General features: G+C 64.5%; 18 protein-coding genes. 6 read left to right on the top strand and 12 right to left on the bottom strand.

Annotation, left to right across the window (positions count from 1 at the left end; all coding sequences use genetic code 11):
- Window positions 1–503: 503 nt before the first annotated feature.
- Window positions 504–2,120, bottom strand: coding sequence for a GMC family oxidoreductase (locus QUH67_RS01595; protein ID WP_300944906.1), 1,617 nt, complete (start codon window positions 2,118–2,120; stop codon window positions 504–506).
- Window positions 2,121–2,527: 407 nt separating this feature from the next.
- On the opposite strand from QUH67_RS01595, the gene QUH67_RS01600 reads away from it, so the two are divergent.
- Window positions 2,528–3,670, top strand: a complete 1,143-nt coding sequence (locus tag QUH67_RS01600) for a GAF domain-containing protein (RefSeq protein WP_300944907.1) — start codon at window positions 2,528–2,530, stop codon at window positions 3,668–3,670.
- On the opposite strand, the gene QUH67_RS01605 is transcribed toward QUH67_RS01600, so the two are convergent.
- The 4 genes from QUH67_RS01605 to sdhC form a co-directional block, all read right to left on the bottom strand.
- Entirely contained in the window at window positions 3,667–4,452 is a 786-nt protein-coding gene (locus tag QUH67_RS01605) for a succinate dehydrogenase iron-sulfur subunit (protein WP_300944908.1), read from the bottom strand. The genes QUH67_RS01600 and QUH67_RS01605 overlap by 4 nt on opposite strands.
- A 141-nt stretch (window positions 4,453–4,593) precedes the next feature.
- Entirely contained in the window at window positions 4,594–6,435 is a 1,842-nt protein-coding gene (sdhA, locus tag QUH67_RS01610) for a succinate dehydrogenase flavoprotein subunit (protein WP_300944909.1), read from the bottom strand.
- A 3-nt stretch (window positions 6,436–6,438) separates the two neighbouring features.
- Window positions 6,439–6,813, bottom strand: coding sequence for a succinate dehydrogenase, hydrophobic membrane anchor protein (sdhD, locus tag QUH67_RS01615; protein ID WP_300948305.1), 375 nt, complete (start codon window positions 6,811–6,813; stop codon window positions 6,439–6,441).
- Between the two features lie 17 nt (window positions 6,814–6,830).
- Window positions 6,831–7,226, bottom strand: a complete 396-nt coding sequence (gene sdhC / locus QUH67_RS01620; protein ID WP_300944910.1) for a succinate dehydrogenase, cytochrome b556 subunit — start codon at window positions 7,224–7,226, stop codon at window positions 6,831–6,833.
- A 509-nt stretch (window positions 7,227–7,735) separates the two neighbouring features.
- On the opposite strand from sdhC, the gene QUH67_RS01625 reads away from it, so the two are divergent.
- Entirely contained in the window at window positions 7,736–8,596 is an 861-nt protein-coding gene (locus tag QUH67_RS01625; protein WP_300944911.1) for a sulfite exporter TauE/SafE family protein, read from the top strand.
- Window positions 8,597–8,680: 84 nt separating this feature from the next.
- Here the strand turns inward: QUH67_RS01625 and QUH67_RS01630 are convergent, their stop codons facing one another.
- Window positions 8,681–9,178: a DUF3658 domain-containing protein gene (locus QUH67_RS01630; RefSeq protein WP_300944912.1), complete on the bottom strand. Its 498-nt coding sequence runs from the start codon at window positions 9,176–9,178 to the stop codon at window positions 8,681–8,683.
- A gap of 27 nt (window positions 9,179–9,205) precedes the next feature.
- Window positions 9,206–10,732 carry a malonate--CoA ligase gene (locus QUH67_RS01635; RefSeq protein WP_300944913.1) on the bottom strand — a complete coding sequence of 509 codons (1,527 nt, stop codon included), beginning with the start codon at window positions 10,730–10,732 and terminating at the stop codon, window positions 9,206–9,208.
- 87 nt (window positions 10,733–10,819) lie between these two features.
- On the opposite strand from QUH67_RS01635, the gene QUH67_RS01640 reads away from it, so the two are divergent.
- Entirely contained in the window at window positions 10,820–11,581 is a 762-nt protein-coding gene (locus tag QUH67_RS01640) for an SDR family oxidoreductase (protein WP_300944914.1), read from the top strand.
- Window positions 11,582–11,792: 211 nt separating this feature from the next.
- On the opposite strand, the gene QUH67_RS01645 is transcribed toward QUH67_RS01640, so the two are convergent.
- Window positions 11,793–12,716 (bottom strand): aminotransferase class IV, encoded by a 924-nt coding sequence (locus QUH67_RS01645; protein WP_300944915.1) that lies wholly within the window; start codon window positions 12,714–12,716, stop codon window positions 11,793–11,795.
- Between the two features lie 258 nt (window positions 12,717–12,974).
- Between QUH67_RS01645 and QUH67_RS01650 the strand changes: the two genes are divergently transcribed.
- From QUH67_RS01650 to QUH67_RS01660, 3 genes are all read left to right on the top strand, one after another.
- Window positions 12,975–13,529: a fasciclin domain-containing protein gene (locus tag QUH67_RS01650; RefSeq protein ID WP_300944916.1), complete on the top strand. Its 555-nt coding sequence runs from the start codon at window positions 12,975–12,977 to the stop codon at window positions 13,527–13,529.
- Between the two features lie 182 nt (window positions 13,530–13,711).
- Entirely contained in the window at window positions 13,712–14,341 is a 630-nt protein-coding gene (locus QUH67_RS01655) for a cytochrome b/b6 domain-containing protein (RefSeq protein WP_300944917.1), read from the top strand.
- Between the two features lie 76 nt (window positions 14,342–14,417).
- The gene (locus tag QUH67_RS01660) at window positions 14,418–15,203 is read left to right on the top strand and encodes a molybdopterin-dependent oxidoreductase (protein ID WP_300944918.1); all 786 of its coding nucleotides are present in this window, start codon (window positions 14,418–14,420) and stop codon (window positions 15,201–15,203) included.
- A gap of 8 nt (window positions 15,204–15,211) precedes the next feature.
- Here QUH67_RS01660 and QUH67_RS01665 read toward each other — a convergent pair whose 3' ends face one another.
- The 4 genes from QUH67_RS01665 to QUH67_RS01680 all read right to left on the bottom strand — a co-directional run bounded on the left by QUH67_RS01665 (window position 15,212) and on the right by QUH67_RS01680 (window position 20,310).
- Window positions 15,212–16,273, bottom strand: a complete 1,062-nt coding sequence (locus tag QUH67_RS01665) for a DUF6882 domain-containing protein (protein ID WP_300944919.1) — start codon at window positions 16,271–16,273, stop codon at window positions 15,212–15,214.
- A 133-nt stretch (window positions 16,274–16,406) separates the two neighbouring features.
- A complete protein-coding gene (locus QUH67_RS01670) occupies window positions 16,407–18,065 on the bottom strand; it encodes a tetratricopeptide repeat protein (protein WP_300944920.1) in 1,659 nt (552 codons plus the stop codon).
- A gap of 96 nt (window positions 18,066–18,161) precedes the next feature.
- The gene (locus QUH67_RS01675; protein WP_407080393.1) at window positions 18,162–19,352 is read right to left on the bottom strand and encodes a YbfB/YjiJ family MFS transporter; all 1,191 of its coding nucleotides are present in this window, start codon (window positions 19,350–19,352) and stop codon (window positions 18,162–18,164) included.
- A gap of 94 nt (window positions 19,353–19,446) precedes the next feature.
- Window positions 19,447–20,310, bottom strand: a complete 864-nt coding sequence (locus QUH67_RS01680) for an EamA family transporter (protein WP_300944921.1) — start codon at window positions 20,308–20,310, stop codon at window positions 19,447–19,449.
- Window positions 20,311–20,459: the final 149 nt, after the last annotated feature.

Here is a 20,459-nt window from a genome sequence, read left to right on the forward strand (position 1 = left end):
GAGCGATGTTCTGATTTGCTTCAAATTGCGATCGTGGCGGGCTGCAGTTGATCCACCGCAACGCCGGGCGGGCCGTTGCAGGCAAACATACCCGGGTTGCCATCCGGCAGCCGTTGCGTCGGCTCGACCGGCGAACGAACAAACAAACATAGGGAGGAATTCATGTCAGCTGCAGGACAGGCTTTTATACTGACCGCGGAATTATTCGCCCTCTCGTTCGCCGCGATCGTTGCGCTCTGGTTTGCCGATAGAGTGCGCCGCAACTTCCTCGGGATGCGTTAGCTGCGGGGTCCCGTCGTCCGGACCGAGCCCGCGAAGAGCGGGAAATGTCCGCCCGCCGACGAGCGCAATGGCGCTCACGTCGCAAGGACAGCACGCGCTTCGCAACGTAACAGCCGCCCCTGGCAACTTCCGTCGAGGGGCGGCAAATTGTTGTGAAGCGCCGAGCGATGGGGCGGACGCCGGCACGTCCGCCGTCTATCGGTGCTACCGGCGAGCGGCGGTCATATACCGTGCTCGTCCCGCAGCGCGCGGGCCGCCTTCTCTCCGATGATGACGCACGGCGCCATCGTGTTCCCGGTGGTGATCCGCGGCATCACCGAGCCGTCGGCGATGCGAAGCCGGTCGACGCCGTAGACCTTGAGCTTGCTGTCGACCACGGACATCGCATCGCGTCCCATCTTCGCCGTGCACGTCTGATGCCAGTAAGTCACCGCTGAGTCGCGCACGAAGCGCTCCATCTCGGCGGCGCCGAGATGGCCGGGCATCGACTCGCGCGCCACCAGCGGTTCGAAGGCGCGGGTGTTGCCGAGCGCGCGACACATCTCGACGCAGGCGATCGCCGCCGTCACGTCGTCGGGATGCGACAGCATGTTGGCTTCGATCCGCGGGGTCGCAAGCGGCTCGGCGCTTGGAAGGCTTACCCGGCCTCGGCTCTTCGGCAGAGCGAGACCGGCGAACATCGTCCAGCCGTGTGCCGGCGTGCCGCGGCCCGCGGTCTCCGGGCTCGGCACCGGAAACTCGGCCTGGCAGAACAGCAGGTCCGGGTTCGGGAGCGACGCGCGGGATTTCCAGTACAGCGTCGCCTCGCTGCCGCTGTTGCGCGGCGCCACCGGCTCGCGATATTCCCAGATGCATCCGAACGACACGTGATCCTGCAGGTTCTGGCCGACGCCGGGCAGGTCTTGGACCACGGGGATGCCGAGCGACCGGAGATCACGCTCGGCGCCGATGCCGGAACGCATCAGCACCGCCGGCGTCTGCACCGCGCCCAGCGAGAGGATCACTTCTCTGGCCGCCTCGAACCGCAGCGTCCGACCTTGGTGGACCGCCTCGACGCCGACGGCCTTGCCGTGTTCGATCAGGACGCGGGTCACCTGCGTGCCGGTCAGCAGCGTGAGATTGGGCCGGTCGAGAAACGGGTAGGTGTAGGCGCGGAAGATGGAGTGGCGCCGACCGTTGCGGATCAGCACGTCGGTGAAGGCGCAGCCGCCGTCGCCCTCCATCATCTCGCCGTTCTGGCTTGCGAAGGTCGGAATGCCGATCTCTTTCGCCGCGTCGAGCATCGCCACCGCGGCCGGCCCGGGATCGGGCGAGGGTTGCACGAAGACGGGGCCTCCGGTGCCGCGATGGCGCGGATCGGGCGTGCCTTGCCAGTTCTCGATCTCCCGGAAGATTTTCGAGACCGCGTCATGGCCCCAGGATTGATCGCCGGCTTCCTCGGCGAAGAAGTCCCAATCGCTGCGGTGGCCGCGCGCCCATACCATCACGTTGATGCTGGAGCCTCCACCCAGCACCTTGCCCATCGACATCGGAATGGCCCGGCCGTTCAGATGGGGGTTGGGCTCCGCGACATAGCCCCAGTCGGTCGCGCTGCCGAGGTTGGCCGGCCACGCCCCCGGCTCCATGACGGTCGGTACCTCGTCGGTGCCGCCGGCTTCGATCAGCAGGACGGCGACGGACGGATTTTCGGCGAGGCGCCGTGCGACGACCGAGCCGGAGCTGCCGGCGCCACAGACGATGAAGTCGTAGCTGCCGCGGGAATGTTCGCTGAGCTGGCGTTGATTGGCGGCAACGCGGTCCGCAAACGCCGGAAGATCAGAGGGCAGAAAGTCATTCATGGGGATACTCCAGGCAAGTGGGCGCTGCCGGGGAACGGATCGTCCCGGGCAGGCGCGGTTGGGAAAAGGAAGCAGGCAGCCAAAGCCGGTGCGGACGGGTGGCGTCACGGATCGCGCCGTTTTCGCGGTTGAGGCTGTTGGGGGCCGAGCCACGTATCTCGGGCACGGGCGATTCCAGGGATGGGTGGGAGGGGGTTGGGCTAGGGCGTGGTCTCCTTCTGGAAAAAGGGTGGGACGCGGCAGCCCGCATCCGCCAAGCGGCGCGGAGCCAGTGTATCAGATTTATCAAATCTATCATTATCATCAGATTTATCAAAATAGCAGGTGCATCCCCTTGTCAACAGGAGCCGGAGCACGACATTGTGAGGACGGGGACAGAGCCGGCCGGCGCACGGCCGGAGGCAGAGATGGACGCAATGGACAAGGAAATCCTGACGACGGCGGAGGCCGCCAAGATTCTGGGCGTCTCGGTGCGCACGGCGCAGCTTTTGATCGAAGGCGGCTCGATCGCTTCCTGGAAAACCCCGGGAGGTCATCGCCGGGTCTACCGCCGCGACGTGCTCGCGGTGATATCCGGCCCCGGCCAGACGCCGATGTTTGCCTCCGCGCGGGTGATCGTGATCGCACGCCCGGAACGGATCGCCGATTACGAAGCCGTTCTGGCGAAGGTGAATGACTGTGTCGTGGAGAGTTACACGGACCTCTATGCGGCGCTGCTCGCGATCGGCTCCCGGCTGCCGGCCGCCGTCGTGATCGAAGCCGAACAGTCGGGCACCAGCGGATTGGGCGTGCTGGAGAGTCTGCACGCCGATCCGGCGCTTGGATGTACCCGGATCCTGATCGTCGGCCGTTCGGCGGCAGAGCGTCAGAGCGGCGCGATCGGTCCAGACACCGGCATGACGTGGTTCATCGACGGATTGCCCGCGTTGCCGGAGGCGATCGAGGCCGCCATTCGGGGCGCCGTCGAGCACCCCGCTCCGTTCGCGACCCCGCCCTCGTTTCCCTTTCCGGCCAATGAGAGCCAGCGGCTTCTTGCGCTCGAACGCTCCGGCCTGGTGGACACGCCGCCGGAGGATTCGTTCGATCGTCTGACCTGGCTGGCGGCGCGCAGCCTCGACGCTCCGGTCGCGCTGCTGACGCTGCTCACCCCGACCCGCCAATGGTTCAAGTCGCGCTACGGGCTTGATCTGGCCGAGACGCCGCGCGGCTGGGCGTTCTGCAATCACACCATTCTGCAGAAGAGCATCATGGTCGCGGAGAACCTCGCGACCGACCAGCGCTTCGCGGAGAATCCGGCGGTGTCAGGGGAGCTCGGGTTTCGGTTTTACGCCGGCTGTCCGGTGGTCGATCCCGACGGCTTCACGTTGGGTTCACTCTGCGTGATCGACACCAGGCCGCGCACGCTCGACGACACCCAGAAGCAGATCCTTGCCAATCTCGCCGCGCTCGCCTCGGACGAGATCAAGCTGCGCGCCACGGATCGCCAGCTGCGCTGGGCGATCGAACACGAGACCCCAAAAGGCCGCGCGGCAGCGCCGGCCCAAAGCTAGATCTGCCGTTCGACCATCTTCAGCTTGAGCTCGGCGATGGCTTCTGAGGGGTTGAGACCCTTCGGGCACGCCTTGGCGCAGTTCATAATGGTGTGGCAGCGGTAGAGCCGGAACGGATCCTCGAGGTTGTCGAGCCGCTCGCCGGTGGCCTCGTCGCGGGAATCCGTCACCCAGCGGTTCGCCTGCAGCAGGGCGGCGGGGCCGAGGAAGCGGTCGCTGTTCCACCAGTAGCTCGGGCAGGAGGTCGAGCAGCAGGCGCACAGGATGCATTCGTAGAGGCCGTCGAGCTTTTCGCGGTCCTCGTGGCTCTGCTTCCATTCCTTCTGCGGCGTCGGCGTGGTGGTCTTCAGCCACGGCTCGATGGAGGCGTATTGCGCGTAGAAATTGGTCAGGTCGGGCACCAGGTCCTTCACGACGGGCTGGTGCGGCAGCGGGTTGACCTTCACGGCGCCGCCTTCGGCCACATCGTGCATCGACTTGGTGCAGGCCAGCGTGTTCTGGCCGTCGATGTTCATGGCGCAGGAGCCGCAGACGCCCTCGCGGCAGGAGCGGCGGAAGGTCAGCGTCGGGTCGATGTTGTTCTTGATCCAGATCAGGCCGTCCAGCACCATCGGCCCACAATCGTTGATATCGACATGATAGGTGTCGACGCTCGGATTCTTGCCGTCATCCGGATTCCACCGATACACCCTGAACTCGCGCGTCTCGGTGGCGCCGGCCGGCTTCGGCCAGGCCTTGCCGCCGGTGATCTTGGAATTTTTCGGAAGCGCGAATTCAGCCATAGGTTCTGCCTCTGTGGTTCTCCGTCGTCATTGCCGGGCTTGACCCGGCAATCCATCCTCTTTCGAAGGAAGATGGATGCGCGGGGCTTCTGGTACGAAGACAGCGCTTCGCGCCTTTTGCCCGCGCATGACAAGCCGTGCTCAATACACCCGCGCCTTTGGCGGAATGTACTGAACGTCGTTCGTCATCGTGTAGTCGTGCACCGGGCGGTAATCGATGGTGGTCTTACCACCCTTGTCGATCCACGCCAGCGTGTGCTTCATCCAGTTCTTGTCGTCGCGCTCGGAAAAATCCTCGCGCGCATGGGCGCCGCGGCTTTCGGTGCGGTTCGCCGCCGAATCCATCGTCACGACCGCCTGCGCGATCAGGTTGTCGAATTCGAGCGTTTCGATCAGGTCGGAATTCCACACCAGCGAGCGATCGGTGGTGGCGACGTCGCCGATGCCACCATGCACCTTGTGGATCAGATTCTGGCCTTCGGTGAGAATCTCGCCGGTGCGGAACACCGCGCAATTGCTCTGCATGACGTGCTGCATGCCCTCGCGCAGTTTTGCGGTCGGCGTGCCGCCGGAGGCGTAGCGATACTGATCGAGGCGGCCGAGCGCGAGGTCCGACGATCCCGCCGGCAGGTCCGGCTGCTTGCCGTTCGGCGTCAGCTTTTCGGCCAGCCGGAGTGCGGCGGCGCGGCCAAACACCACGAGGTCGATCAGCGAGTTCGAACCCAGACGATTGGCGCCGTGCACGGACACGCAGGCGGCTTCGCCGATCGCCATCAGGCCGGGCACGACCGCATTGTCTTCGCCGTTCTTCTTGGTCAGAACTTCGGCGTGATAATTGGTCGGGATGCCGCCCATGTTGTAGTGCACCGTCGGCACGATCGGGATCGGTTCGCGGGTGACGTCGACATTGGCGAAAATCTTCGCCGATTCGGAAATGCCCGGCAGCCGCTCGTTCAGCACCTTGGGATCGAGATGATCGAGGTGCAGGAAGATGTGGTCCTTCTTCTTGCCGACGCCGCGTCCTTCGCGGATCTCGATGGTCATCGAGCGCGAGACGACGTCGCGCGAGGCGAGATCCTTGGCGGAGGGCGCGTACCGCTCCATGAAGCGTTCGCCTTCGGAATTGACGAGATAGCCGCCTTCGCCGCGCGCGCCCTCGGTGACCAGGCAGCCCGAGCCATAGATGCCGGTCGGGTGGAACTGGATGAATTCCATGTCCTGCAGCGGCAGGCCGGCGCGCAGCACCATGCCGCCGCCGTCGCCGGTGCAGGTATGCGCCGAGGTGCAGGAAGCGTAGGCGCGGCCGTAGCCGCCGGTCGCGAGGATCGTGGTTTGCGCCTTGAAACGATGCAGCGTGCCGTCGTCGAGCTTCAGCGCGATGACGCCGCGGCAGACGCCCTGGTCGTCCATAATCAAATCGATGGCAAAGAACTCGATGTAGAATTCGGCCGAGTGGCGCAGCGCCTGGCCGTACATCGTGTGCAGCATGGCGTGGCCGGTGCGGTCGGCGGCGGCGCAGGTGCGCTGCGCCTGGCCCTTGCCGTAGTCCATGGTCATGCCGCCGAACGGGCGCTGGTAGATCTTGCCGTCCTCGGTGCGCGAGAACGGCACGCCCCAATGCTCGAGTTCGTAGACCGCTTCCGGGGCGTTGCGCACCATGTATTCGATCGCGTCCTGGTCGCCGAGCCAGTCCGACCCCTTGACGGTGTCGTACATGTGCCAGCGCCAGTCGTCCGGATGCATGTTGCCGAGCGAGGCCGAGATGCCGCCCTGCGCCGCCACGGTGTGCGAGCGGGTCGGGAAAACCTTGGTGATGCAGGCGGTGCGAAGCCCCGCTTCCGAGCAGCCGACCACGGCGCGCAGGCCGGCGCCGCCGGCGCCGACGACCACCACGTCATAGGTGTGGTCCTCGATCGGATAGGCTTTTCCGTTGGTGGCGGGGGCACTACCGTTGGTGGCCTTGCCGTTACCTTGAGAGGCCATGGGCTAAACTCCCGATGACAATTTGAAGATCGCGTAGATCGACGCCAGCGCCACCGCGATACAGAAGAAATTATTCGCCATCACGCAGGCGAGCTTGATCTTTTCGTTATGCACGTAGTCCTCGATCACGATCTGCATGCCGATGCGCATGTGGAATGTGCTGGCGATGATGAACAGGACCAGCAGGATCGCAACCGGGATCGAGGAAAGGATCTGCGCGGCGCCGGCAAAATTGCTGCTGGTCAGCATCAGGACAATGACGATGACCGGCACGATCAGCAGCGCCATGGCCACCGCCGTGAGGCGCTGGCGCCAGAAATCGCCGGTGCCGGAATGCGAGGAACCGAGATTGCGGACACGGCCCAGCGGCGTGCGCATCGAGGAGCGGCCACTCATTATTTGGCTCCGACCGAATAGGCGATGATCCAGACCAGGACGGTCAGCGAGATGCCTGCAACCAGCGCGCCCCAGGTCAGCGCTTCGCGCTCATTGGGCTTGAAGCCGTAACCGAGGTCCCAGAAGAAGTAGCGGATGCCGCTGCACAGATGATGCAGCAGCGCCCACGTGTAGCCGAACAGGATCAGCTTGCCGATGATGCTGCTGCTGAAGGCCTGAACGTAGGCGTAGGCGCCGGGGCCGGAGGCTGCGGCAATCAGCCACCATGCGAGCAGCAGCGTGCCGAAATAGAGCGCAATTCCAGTGGCGCGGTGGATGATGGAAAGCGCCATCGTCAGGGTGACGCGGTAGGTCTGCAAATGGGGCGAGAGCGGTCGTTCGATCCTGGCGGTCATTCGGCAGCTTCATGTTGTGTGGAACCGCGGCCGGCCCATCGGGATGCGCGGTAGATGAATTCTATTTACGGAGTCGAATCAGTCAGCGCAACGGTCAAATCGCTTTGAATCGAACCGGCATTCATTGCTAGGAAGCTCGGAAACGGGGAATGATTCAGCGGCTTGGTATACCACCGGCGAAAAACGGAATCTAAGGATTGAATATTAAATCATCCTTAGGGCGTTCGTCTTGGCTAGCTTGCGACGCCTGAGTTTCCTCCCGTCAGTCAACGAGATATCCGGTGAACACCCGCTCCCTGCGGCGCGCGCGGCCGGCGGCTGCACCGGGGGCTGTCAACGCCATTCATTCGGCGCCGATCCGATATGCGGATTTTGCTGCCCGCCATTGCGCAGGGACGCCGCACGCGAATGCGGATGTTTCCGGCATCCGGAAGCGGCTATGCCTTCAGCGCGGCGGTTGCCGACGGCCCTGTGGATGCGAGGCCTGCCTCCGGACTTAGGTGCCCTTGATGATCGCCGGCCTCGACCCCAAGGAGGTAATCGAACTCGCCCTGCTGCTGGTCGCGGTAGGCGCCTTGTCGGGGTTCATGGCCGGCCTGTTCGGCATCGGCGGCGGCGCCATTCTGGTGCCGGTGTTCTACGAGTGCTTTCGCCTCGTCGGGGTGCCGCTGGAAGTGCGCATGCCGCTCTGCATCGGCACGTCGCTGGCCATCATCATCCCGACCTCGCTGTCGTCGTTTCGCGCCCACTACAAAAGAGGCGCGGTCGACATGGAAATCCTCAAACTATGGTACGTGCCGATCGTGATCGGCGTTCTCGCCGGCAGCGTCACCGCGCGCTTCGCACCGGAGCGCCTGTTCAAGATCGTCTTCGTGATGGTGGCGTGGACGGCCGCCACCCGCCTGCTGCTCACGCGCGACGGCTGGAAATTCGGCGACACGATCCCGACCGGCCTGCTGATGCGGCTCTATGGTGTCGTCATCGGTCTGCTGTCGACCCTGATGGGCGTCGGCGGCGGCCTGTTCGCGAACCTGCTGATGACGTTCTACGGCCGGCCGATCCATCAGGCGGTGGCGACCTCGTCGGCGCTGGCCGTGCTGATCTCGATTCCCGGCGCGCTGGGCTACGCCTATGCCGGCTGGCCCGCGGCCGCGCGCTTTCCCGACGTCGCCGCGCTGCAACTGCCGTTCGCGATCGGCTATGTCTCGCTGATCGGCGCAGTGCTGGTGATGCCGACCACGCTGATCACCGCGCCGCTCGGCGTGAAGCTTGCGCACGCGCTGTCAAAACGCGCGCTCGAAATCGCGTTCGGCACGTATCTGTTTATCGTCGGCGGACGGTTCGTGGTCAGCCTTTTGAATGGCGCGTGACCCTGTAGCCCGGATGAGCGCAGCGATATCCGGGACAGCGTGAGCGTGGCCCCCGGATGTCGCTGCGCTCATCCGGGCTACAAATCAGTCCTTCAGTCGCACTTCGCTATGACGCCATTTGCGGAGATCGCCGATGCCTTCGATGCGATCGGAAGCGGCAAGCACCTGCAGTCGTGCGGCAATCGCCTCATCGCCGATCGGCAGGCCACGCTCTTCGCAGCGGTCCATGGCTCGAAAGACCACCATCGCGGTCTTTTGCCATTGCGGCTTCAGCGATGACAAAATGATGCTGTCGAGGTCCGCTTCGGTCACAGAGGGCGGCAGGCGAACCTGATCCCATGTGAGGGTGCTGCTGATGGCCGGCACTTCTTCTTCCATAGGAGTTGGTTCCAGGTCGGGATACTGGGCGTAGATTTCTTCGAGTAGCTCGAGATGCAACGTCTCGACGGCTTCTTGAAGCAATCCATCGAGGGCCAGTCGTTCCTTTTTTCCGAGATCCGCGATCGCGGTTCTCGCGCGATCCAAAGCGGCGTCGGCGTCGAGGACGTGCTTTTGAATGCGGACGGCTTGCTCGCGCTTCATGATTTCAAGTCGCGACGGCCCGCGCCCCTATTTCGCGTAGATATCCTTATACGTATCCCGCAAGATGTTCTTCTGCACCTTGCCCATGGCGTTGCGCGGCAGTTCCTCGACCACGAACACGCGCTTCGGCATCTTGAATTTGGCGAGCCGGCCGTCGAGCGCGCCGAGCACGCCGGCTTCCGTGACCTCCGCGCCCTTGTTGCAGACCACCACGGCAGTAACACCCTCGCCGAAATCGGCATGCGGTACGCCGATCACGGCGGACTCGATCACGCCCGGCATGGCGTCGATCTCGCTCTCGATTTCCTTCGGGTAGACATTGAAGCCGCCTGATATCACCAGGTCCTTGCCGCGGCCGAGGATGTGCACATAGCCCTTGTCGTCGATCTTGCCGAGATCGCCGGTGATGAAGAAGCCGTCGTCGCGGAATTCGGATTTGGTCTTTTCCGGCATCCGCCAGTAGCCCTTGAAGACGTTCGGGCCCTTCACCTCGATCATGCCGATCGTATCGCGCGCGATCTCCTTGCCGGTTTCGGGATCGGTGACGCGGACGGAAACGCCGGGCAGGGGATGGCCGACGGCGCCGGGCACGCGCTCGCCGTCATAGGGATTGGACGTGTTCATGTTGGTTTCGGTCATGCCGTAACGTTCCAGCACGGCGTGGCCGGTGCGCGCGGACCACTCACGGTGGGTGTCGGCGAGCAGCGGCGCGGAGCCCGAGATGAACAGCCGCATGTGCTTCGTCGCATCCTTCGTCAGCGCCGGGCTCTGCAACAGCCGGGTGTAGAAGGTCGGCACGCCCATCAGCACGGTGGCGCGCGCCATCAGCTTGATGATCAGTTCGGGGTCGAATTTCGGCAGGAAGATCATCGAGGCGCGCGCGAACAGGGTCACGTTGCTCGCCACGAACAGGCCGTGGGTGTGGTAGATCGGCAGCGCGTGGATCAGCACGTCCTTGTCCGTGAAGCGCCAGTAGTCGACCAGGCTGTAGGAATTCGACGCGAGGTTATCGTGCGTCAGCATCGCGCCCTTGGAGCGGCCGGTGGTGCCGGACGTGTAGAGGATCGCGGCCAGATCGTCGTTGCCGCGGGCGACGGTGGCGAAGGCCGCATCGGCCTTGGCAGCGGCATCCGTCAGTGATCCCTTGCCGTCGGCGCCGAGCGTTTCGACCTTGGCCTTCACCTTGGCGGCAATCGCGCCGATGCCCTCCGCCTTCGACGGGTCGCAGACGATCAGCGACGGCTCGGCGTCACCGATGAAGTATTCGAGCTCGTTCAGCGTGTAGGCGGTGTTGAGCGGCAGGTAGACCGCGCCCGCGCGCACCGTGGCGAGATACAGCACCAGCGCCGGCACCGATTTTTCGGTCTGCGCCGCGACGCGGTCGCCGGGCTTGACGCCGCGCGCCACCAGCACGTTCGCCATCTGGCCGGCGCGGGCGATCAGGTCGGCATAGCTGATGCCCGTGCCGTCGAGCATTTCGATCGCGAGCCGGTCCGGATCGTCGAGGCCGTCGAACAGGCGGGAAAACAGGTTGGCGTTGGCGGTCGTGTTCATGCAACATTCCCTGAGGGGGCGCTGGCAGCGGAATTCGCCGGCTGGAATAGCAAGAACGCCCTTCATAAAGCAACGGAGACAGTTTGCATGTCAAATAGCGGGAAACGTGTGGCCTGGGTGACCGGCGGTGGCAGCGGGATCGGCGAATCCGGGGCGGAATTTCTCGCCGCCGACGGCTGGACCGTGGTGGTTTCGGGCCGCCGCAAGGAAGAACTCGAACGCGTGGTCGCCAACATCACCAAAAAGGGCGGCAAGGCCGAGGCGATCCAGCTCGATGTCAGCAACAAGGGCGACGTCAACAAGGCCGCCGACCAGATCCTCGCCAAACACGGCCGGATCGACCTTCTGGTCAACAGCGCGGGCATCAACGTGCCGAAGCGCAGCTGGGCCGACATGGAACTGGAAGGCTGGGACAAGCTTGTCGAGGTCAACCTCAACGGCGTGCTCTATTGCATGCGCGCGGTACTGCCGGCGATGCGCAAACAGCAGGACGGCTGCATCATCAACGTCGCATCCTGGGCCGGCCGTCACGTCTCGAAAATGCCGGGCCCGGCCTACACCACGACAAAACATGCGGTGCTGGCGCTGACCCATTCGTTCAACATGGATGAATGCGTCAACGGCCTGCGCGCCTGCTGCCTGTCGCCCGGCGAGGTCGCCACCCCGATCCTGAAGCTGCGCCCGGTGGTGCCGTCGGAGGAGGAGCAGGCAAAAATGCTGCAGCCGGAAGATTGCGGCCGCACCATCGCCTTCGTCGCCAGCATGCCGCCGCGGGTGTGCATGAACGAGATCCTGATCAGCCCGACGCACAACCGCGGATTCATCCAGACGCCCGCGAACCGGGATTAGCTCTTTTCTTCACCCGCCCCTCGAGGGGGCGGGTCGTCACGCATCGCAAGATGCGTGGCGGGGTGGGGTGACGGTCTCTCCACGTCCAACAGAGCATGCGTGGATAGTCTGTCACCCCGCCCCGTCTCACATTGCGCTGCGCTCCATGTGAGCCGACCCGCCCCCTCAAGGGGCGGGTGAAAAGACCGATGTCCGCCGCTCATCACGACCATCACTCCGCCGCCTCCGCCTCCAGCGGACGCACGGGCGTGCGGTGCCAGCCTTCCTCGTGCTTGCGCCAGTAGGTGTCCTTGAGCAGCAATGAGATCGGCCCCGGCCGGTCGTTGCCGAGGATGCGCGCGCCGATGCGCGATGCCGGCATGACGCCGCCGGCCGTCGTCGCCAGAAACACCTCGTCGGCGTCGTCGAGCGCCGATCGGGGAATCGGTTCGACGGCCGCCTCGATGCCCAGTTCGGCGCAGAGCTCCAGCACCGACCGGCGCGTGATGCCGTGCAGGCTGCCGCGATCCGGCGTCGTCACCCGCCCATCCTTGACGACGAAAATGTTGAAACCCGGCCCCTCGGTCAAAAATCCCTGCGCGTCGCACAGCACCGCCGTGTCGAAATCGGCGTCGTGCGCTTCCATCAGGCCGGAGGTCAAATCGTTCCACTGGTAGTTCTTGATGGTGGGGTCGACCGAGGCGTCGGGCACGCGCGGCGTCGAGGCGATGAAGACATGCGCGCCGCGCGCCTGCACGTCTTTGGGGATCACGTCGATCCAGGGCAGCGCATAGGCGATCAGATGGTTTTCGCAATCGGCCGGCCGGCGTGACCCCGCCACGCGCGGTCGTCCGCGCGACGCCACCATCGCGACATAGGCATCGGCAAGCCCGGTCAGCGCCACGCAGCGGTGCAGGATCGCCTCGATCGCGGCGCGGTCTTCCGGCGGCCGGATCCGGCGCTGCGCCATCGAGTGCTCGAAACGGTCGAGATGGTCGGCAAGCCGAAAGAAGCCGCCCTTGAACACATGCACGACGTCGTAGACGACATCTGACCGCGTAAATCCCCAATCGGTGACGGGCAGCGTCGCCTCGGCGATCGGGACGAAGCGTCCTCTGACATAGCCGGCACCATCGGCGAAGTTAGCGTTGTTCATGCGTCATCTCCCAGGTGTCGCGGAATAAGTTAGCATCGGTGCGAGATGGATGTCAGCCAAAGAGACGGCCCGGGTTTCTGTCGCCCCACGGCCCGCTCCCGCTAAAGTTTCACCCATCACGATAATTTATTCCCCGAAACTAGCCAAAAAACCTCCCGTAGCTCGGCCAACGACGACGCAAACAACCCGGTCCATCGACCAGCGTCGTTGCTACCGGCGGAGGACCCGCCGGCCATCGCAATCCTCGGGAGAAGATTCATGTCGAAACGTATTGCACTGCTGTCGGCCGCCGTGTTCAGCGCACTGGCCTTCACTGCGACCATCAACGCGCCGGTCAACGCGCAGGAAAAGACCGTGATGGTCGGCGGCGCCGCGATGTTCCCCTCCAAGAACATCATCCAGAACGCCGTCAACTCGAAGGACCACACCACGCTGGTTGCCGCCGTGAAGGCCGCTGGCCTGGTCGAGACGCTGGAAGGCAAGGGCCCGTTCACGGTGTTCGCGCCGACCAACACCGCCTTCGGCAAGCTGCCGGCCGGCACCGTCGAGACGCTGGTGAAGCCTGAGAACAAGGCGACGCTGACCAAGATCCTCACCTACCACGTCGTGCCCGGCAAGCTCGCCGCTGCCGACCTCAAGGACGGCATGAAGCTGAAGACCGCCGAAGGCGAACAGCTGTCGGTCAAGCTCCAGGACGGCAAGGTCTGGATCGTTGACGCCAAGGGCGGCACCTCGATGGTCACGATCTCGAACGTCAATCAGTCGAACGGCGTGATCCATGTGGTCGACACCGTGCTGATGCCGGCGTCCTGAGCTCCCGCGCGCGCCTGACTGGTCCCAACAGGGGCGTGTGGATGGGCGAGCCGGGGCAACCCGGCTCGCTTTTTTGTGAAGGACGATACGTCGCAGGTATCGGTTTGATAGCGTCTTGGTGGTAACGGAGAGCCGGGTCCCGGCGTATACTCGGTAACGAATTTCAAGCAGAGGGTGAGCCCATGTCGGCGGTCACAGTCAGCGGCGAACAAGCGGCGTCAACCAAGGCCAGGGTGATCCAGCCGGCCTGGGTGCGGGCGCTGCACTGGACCAACGCGTTTGCGATGGTGTTGATGATCATGTCGGGATGGCAGATCTACAACGCCTCGCCGCTGTTCAGTTTCACCTTTTCCAAGAGCATCACGCTGGGCGGCTGGCTCGGCGGTGCGCTGCTCTGGCATTTTGCGGCGATGTGGCTGCTGATGGTCAACGGCCTGATCTATCTGGCGGTGGGTCTCGCCACCGGCCGCTTCCGCAAGAAGCTGCTGCCGATCACGCCGGGCGGCGTGATCTCCGACACCAAGGCGGCATTGACCGGCAAGCTCTCGCACACCGATCTCAGCAAATATAACCAGGTGCAGAAGCTGCTCTACGCCGGCGTCATCATCCTCGGCATCCTCATCGTGCTGTCGGGTCTGGCGATCTGGAAACCGGTTCAGCTGCAATATCTGGCGGCGCTGTTCGGCGACTACGAGGGTGCCCGCTACGTCCACTTCTTCTGTATGGCCGGCATCGTCGCCTTCATGGTGGTCCATGTCGCGCTCGCTCTTCTGGTGCCGAAGAGCCTGCGCGCCATGATCATCGGCCGATAATTAGCGCATGATCCGGAAAGGTGGATCCCGGTTTTCCGACAAGATCATGTGCAAGATATAAACACGGAGCATAGTCATGGGCCGCATGCGCAACCTCCTGATCCCCGGCGTCGACAAGACGCTGCTCGTCCGCGACGCCGTCAAGACCATGCCGGACCTGACGCGCCGGCGTTTCATCGCCGGCGGCGCCAGCCTTGGCGCGCTGACGCTCCTGACCGGCTGCGATGTCACCGATCAATTCTCGGCCGATGAGATGCTGAAGCGCGTCTCCAAGTTCAATGACGGCGTGCAGGCATTGATGTTCAACCCCAACGCCATGGCGCCGACCTTTCCGGAAAGCGCCATCACAAAGCCGTTCCCGTTCAATGCCTATTACGACCTCGACGACGCGCCGACCGTCGACGGCAAGACCTGGAAGCTGGAGGTGCGCGGCCTGGTCGAGAACAAGAAATCCTGGACGCTGGACGAGCTCTACCAACTGCCGCAGGTCAAGCAGGTCACGCGCCATATCTGCGTCGAAGGCTGGAGCGCGATCGGAAGCTGGACCGGCACACCCTTGCGCGATTTCCTGAAGGTGATCGGCGCCGACACCCGCGCGAAATATGTCTGGTTCCAGTGCGCCGACAAGGACGGCTACAACTCGCCGCTCGACATGCCAACCGCGCTGCATGCGCAGACCCAGATGACCTTCAAGTTCGGCGACGAGATCCTGCCGCGCGCCTACGGCTTCCCGATGAAGATCCGCGTGCCGACCAAGCTCGGCTTCAAGAACCCGAAATACGTGATGTCGATGGAAGTCACCAACGACTACAAGGGCGGCTTCTGGGAAGACCAGGGATATAATTCGTTCAGCGGGAGCTGAAGAAGCGGCTACGGCGCGGCCGGCCAGACAAAACCCTCACCCCACTCGATCAACTGGTCCGTGATCTTCAAGTCGCCGCCGACGCGTTCGAACCGATAGATCGTCTTGCGGACCATTTTTCCGATCGAGATATCGAGCGCGCCGCCGAGCACATGCGGCGCCGTGAAGCACGCTTTCACGGTCGCAGGGTCATGGCCGGAGGGCCATCCGAACGAGCAGGGTTTCCATTCGTCATCGTCGCGCGACCAATACCGCTGATAGATGTCGAGCTTCTTCGCCAGCAATCCGTTAATGGCCTGCATGCTCTCGTCACCTCGCTCGTGGTAGATGCGGTCGATGGCGAACATCTCGCCGTCATAGGAGCGGGCGAGAATGGCGGCGGACGCCAACATCTCGTCGCTTGCCCGATCCGCGAAGAACGCGCCCGCGTCGACCTTGGTCCCGTCGGGCAGCAGGTGGGCGTCGATCCGGAACGTCACGAAAACCGAGGTCGAACCGTTGGTGATGCAGCGGTAGAGACCGTCAGCGCCGGAAATCTGGCTGACCAGCGCGAGCAACGCCGTCAACTGCCCGAAATCCGCAGTCTGGATCGGCGTCGTCAGCGCCGCGTCGCCCATACGCTGGCCTTCCGCCTGCGCGCACTGCGCGTCTTCGAGCAGCTCCTGATGTATCGACGGGTTGGCCCAGGCCCACAGGAACGTGCGATCCCGCGGGTCGAACGAGCCGATCAACTGGCCGCTGGCGACAATTTTTCGTCCGTCGCTGAAGATCAACTCGAGCCTGCCCTCGTCCTGGTCGAAGGCGTAGGTCTCTTCCAGTCCGATGCCGTGCGCACGGGCCAGCGAGATGTTGCGGTTCGTCAGCCAGTCGCAGGCTTCGCCCAAGCGGGCGTGGAGGCCTTCGCCGAGGACGAGTTTGGGATGAGCATCCGTTGCCGCCGTTCCGCCCGGCGAGAGCGTCTGGCTGACGGAGACGATGCGCCCCTTCGCGTCGCGCTCGACGCGCGCGTCGGGCGGCGCGGCATTCTGGTCGCCCGCCAGCAGCTTTTCCATCCAACCGAAAATCGACACTTATTTCACCTATCGCGCGGTGCGAGGCTGCAATCCTTCCGCGCAAAGGCCATCGGAACGCGGCCGATGTTTGTTCAGCCGCTGACGGCCGCGCGGCAATCGCTTGATCGATTTTCGGTCGATGCCGAACGGCCTAAGCCGCCGCCATCTCCATCCGCCGGCAGAAGCACGAGGCCTTGATCGGAATCTCGGCCCGGGCCTGCGCGAGATCGAGCCGCTGCTTGATCAGCGGCCTCTCTATCTTCTCACCGCGACGCGCGAGGCATTCATGCAGCCCGTGCAGCGACCAGAGATTATCCGGATGCTGGCAGGCGCGGCTGAGCTTGCCGTCGAGGCCGAGATCGGAGCGGTACACCGCCTCGGCTTCCTCGATCCGGCCCTGTTCGAGCAGCAGCGCGCCAAGCGCGTGGCGGGTCGGCTGCATCCATCCCCAGGGCTCGTCATAGGGCAGGCCGTCACTCAGCTCGACCGAGCGGCGCAGATGCGCGAACGCTACGTCGAAATGGCCCTTGCGGTACTCCAGCTCGCCATCCAGCATCGCCTGCGCGACTTCGAGCAGATTGACCATCTTGTTGTTGTGGACGCGGCGGCTCTCCGGCACCCGCGCTTTCGCCGCCATGAACAGCGCACGCTCTGCCTCGGCCTCCGTGACATGGCCGAGCGCCGAATGCGCGACCGCCTTGGCGTAGTGAATCTTGGCGACGTTCGAGCAATACAGCTCTTTGTCCTTGGGTAGCTCCTGCGCGATGATCTCGTGCCACTTGCCGAACCGCACCAGCACGTGCTGCTTCATCGTCAGATAGCCTTCGAGGAAATCGGCCATCGGCGGCGATTGAACCCGCAGCACCGCCTCGGGAATCGTCGCGATCAGCTCTTCCGCCGCTGCGATGGCGGGCGTGTACTGGCCCAGAAACATCGCGCCGTAGATCGCGAAGTGAAAATTGTGAATGACATAGACGAGGTAGACGCCCGGATCGTTCGAATAGGCGAGGAACCGGCGGTCGGTCTCCAGGGCCTTCTGATTGTAGACCAGCACATCCCTGTAGTGCCCGCACAGCACGTCGAGATGGGTCGGCATGTGAATGAGGTGGCCGGAATCCGGCACGAGGTCGCGCAGCCGGTCGCCGGCCCGCAGCGCGCGTTCGGGGAATGGCGACATCTCCATCAGGTGGACGTAGAGGTGCAGCAGTCCCGGATGATCCCACGCAGCGGGAATCCGTTCGAGCGCCTGCTCCAGCAGCGCCCGGCATTCCTCGGTGCCTGCACCCTCGGCGGGCTTGCCGGACGGCAGGTCCCACATCTGCCACGGCGTCTCGTTCATGATCGATTCCGCCAGCACCGCGCGGACTTCGAGATCGTCAGGGAATGCCGCAAAAACCCTGCGCATTTCCTGCGTGTAGGCCTTGTCCCAGGGCGACATGTCTTCAATGGCCCCGCGCTGCGGATAGCGCGCGCCGAGCGCCTTGATCATCGCCTGCTCGACCGGACTGGCTTTCCCGGCATGCGCCAATGCTGCCTGCATCGCGTCAAAGGAAGCCGACAGCGCCCTCTGCCGGCCGAGCGGGTCGTAGCGCACCCAGGGCAGATTGTAGTTGGGGCCCGAAGCGTAGCTGACGCCCCAATGCGCCATCGCGCATTCGCCGTCGTGGCCGAGCGCCTTCTGAAAACACTTGATCGCTTCATAATGGTTGAAGCCGAACAGCCAGTTCAGCCCGCGGTCGAACCAGATCTGCGCGTCGGGCGATGACGTCGTGACGTTGCGGCTGTATGGCCCGAGATCGAAGTAGGTCATGCCGTTTCATCTCCTCAAGCGTTGCGGTTTTTCCATCAGTCTAGCACAGCTTGGCATCGCCCGGCGCAGCATCATCGAGGCGATTTGTCAAACATCCTACAGCCGCTGCGGCACCTTCCGCTGAAACGCCGACAGCACCGCGCCCAGCGCCAGCATGGCGGCCGAAAGGTTCAGCGCGAACGACAGGCTGCCGACCGCGTCCGTGATCGCGCCGACGACGATCGGTCCCAGCGTCTGGCCGATGCCGAATGAAATCGTCATCGCCGCGATCGCGACAGGCCAGGCCTGCGGCGGGTAGTTGAAGCGCACGAAGGCGGTGGTGGAGCCGACCACGGCGAAGAAGGCGACGCCGAACACCAGCGCCGAGAGCCCCAATAGCCACACCGATTGCCCGAAGATCGGCAACGCCGCGCCGATCGCGTTGACGCCGAGAATGATCGTGGTGGCGAGGCCGCCGCGGTCGAGCGCCAGCACGCGCCGCCATACCCATGGGGTCACAAAGGCGCTGAGGCCGATCAGGCTCCAGAACGCGCTCTGTGCCACCGCGCCGCCGCCGGCGTCGCGGACATAGGCGATCATGAAGGTCATGTAGGCGATATAACCGGCGCCGAACAGGAAGTAGCCGGCGAGATAGATCGCGACCGGCGCGATGGCGAATTTCGCGGCTTTCGCCGCCGTCGAGACCGCGCTTTCATGGACTGGCGTCAGCAGCACGGGGATGGTCATGATCGCGCCGAGCAGCGCCATCGCCCACCACACGATCCACCAAGAGCCCGGCCCGAACCCCTGCAGGACGAACGGTGCGACCAGCCCCGACAAGAGAATTCCGAGGCCCGGACCGGCATAGAACAGGCTGAGCAGGAAATTCGCCCGCTCGGGCCGTGACTGCGCAATGGTCGCCGCCAGTGTCCCGCCGCCGACGAAGCCGGCCGCGGCGCCGATGCCGGCCAGCAGCCGGGCAAGGGTCAGCACGTAGAAATTCCCCGATAGGGCGCACAGCGCCAGCGACAGCACGCAGGCCACCGTGCCCCATCGCACCGAGGCGAGCATCCCGAACCTTGCAATCATGCGCGAGGCGAGCAGTGCGCCGGCGAGATAGCCGGCCGCGTTGACCGTGTTCATGAAGCCGGCCGCCGAATAGGACCATGCCAGCGTGTCGCGCATGTCGGGCAGCACCAGCGCATAGGCGAAACGGCCGATGCCGAGACCGGCGGTCGGCGCCATCGACAGGATCAGGATCAGCCGCGCGGGATGCGGGTAGGGGTTTGCAACATCAGGGGATGGCACTGAAAGCTCCGGCAGGGGGCGCAGTGTGGCAGGCGGGCGCCGGCTTGCACAGGTGTGGCGTCTGCAACGGTGCGTTGCCGATCCCGCAACGGGCTCAGCCGATCAGCACCAGCACGACGCCGAGCACGGTGAGCGCGGCGCCGGCCACGATCCGCGCGGTGATCTCGATATGCTTCAAGACCATTGCGCTCAGCGCCACCGTGACCAGCGGATAGATCGCGGCCAGCGGCGCCACCAGCGTGATCGGCCCGTTGCGCACCGCGGCAAACAACGTCAGCGCGCTCAGGCCGTTGCTGATTCCCGTCAGTGCAAACCAGAACAATCCTGCGCGCGGCGCCTCCACGACAAAACTGCCCTTGCGAATGCGCTGCACGGTCAGCACGACCAGTGAAGAGGTGATGTAGCCGATCAGGCAGCCCCAGAGCGCGCTCGGCCACACTTCCAGCCCGAGCTTGACCACCGGCGGCGCGACGCCGCGGATCAGCGCGCTGCACAGCGGCAGCAGCAGCGCCCAGCTCCGCCAATGGCCGAGGTCGCGCGGCCGCGTCACGGTGATGATCGCCGCTCCCGCCACCGCCACGACAAGGCCGAGAAGTTGCGGCGCGTGCAGCGGCTCGTGCAGCAGGACCACGGCGGTCGCCACCGCAAACAGCGGCGCGAGGTTGCCGAGCGTCGAGGTGATGACCGGCCCGAGCGCCCGGTTCGAGGCAAAGGTCAATAGCGTCAGCGACGCCGGAAAGAACAGGCCGATGGCGATAAAGATGGGGAGGCCGCGCCACACGATCGGCTCGCCCTGCAGGATCAGCGGCGACAGCAGCAAAAACAGCAACGTGAAGCAGGGAACGCTGATCGCGGCCCCCGACAGCGGCTCGACGGTCCGCAAGCCCAGTTGCGCCAGCACGACGCCGGCGCCGAGGAAACCCGCCGAGGCAAAGGCGTAGATGATGGCTGCGGTCATGAGGTCCGTCTTGCTGCCTTCTTCGAGGGCCGCGGGTTGCTCGTTCCCGGCCTTTGTGGCCTGTCTGCGGCGCCTTGCCAATCCGCCTTGCCAATCTTCCTTGGGCGTTTTAGCACTCCGCCCGACCCGTCATTCCGGGGCGTGGCGCT

It is taken from the genome of Bradyrhizobium roseum (genome assembly GCF_030413175.1).
Lineage (GTDB): Bacteria > Pseudomonadota > Alphaproteobacteria > Rhizobiales > Xanthobacteraceae > Bradyrhizobium > Bradyrhizobium roseum.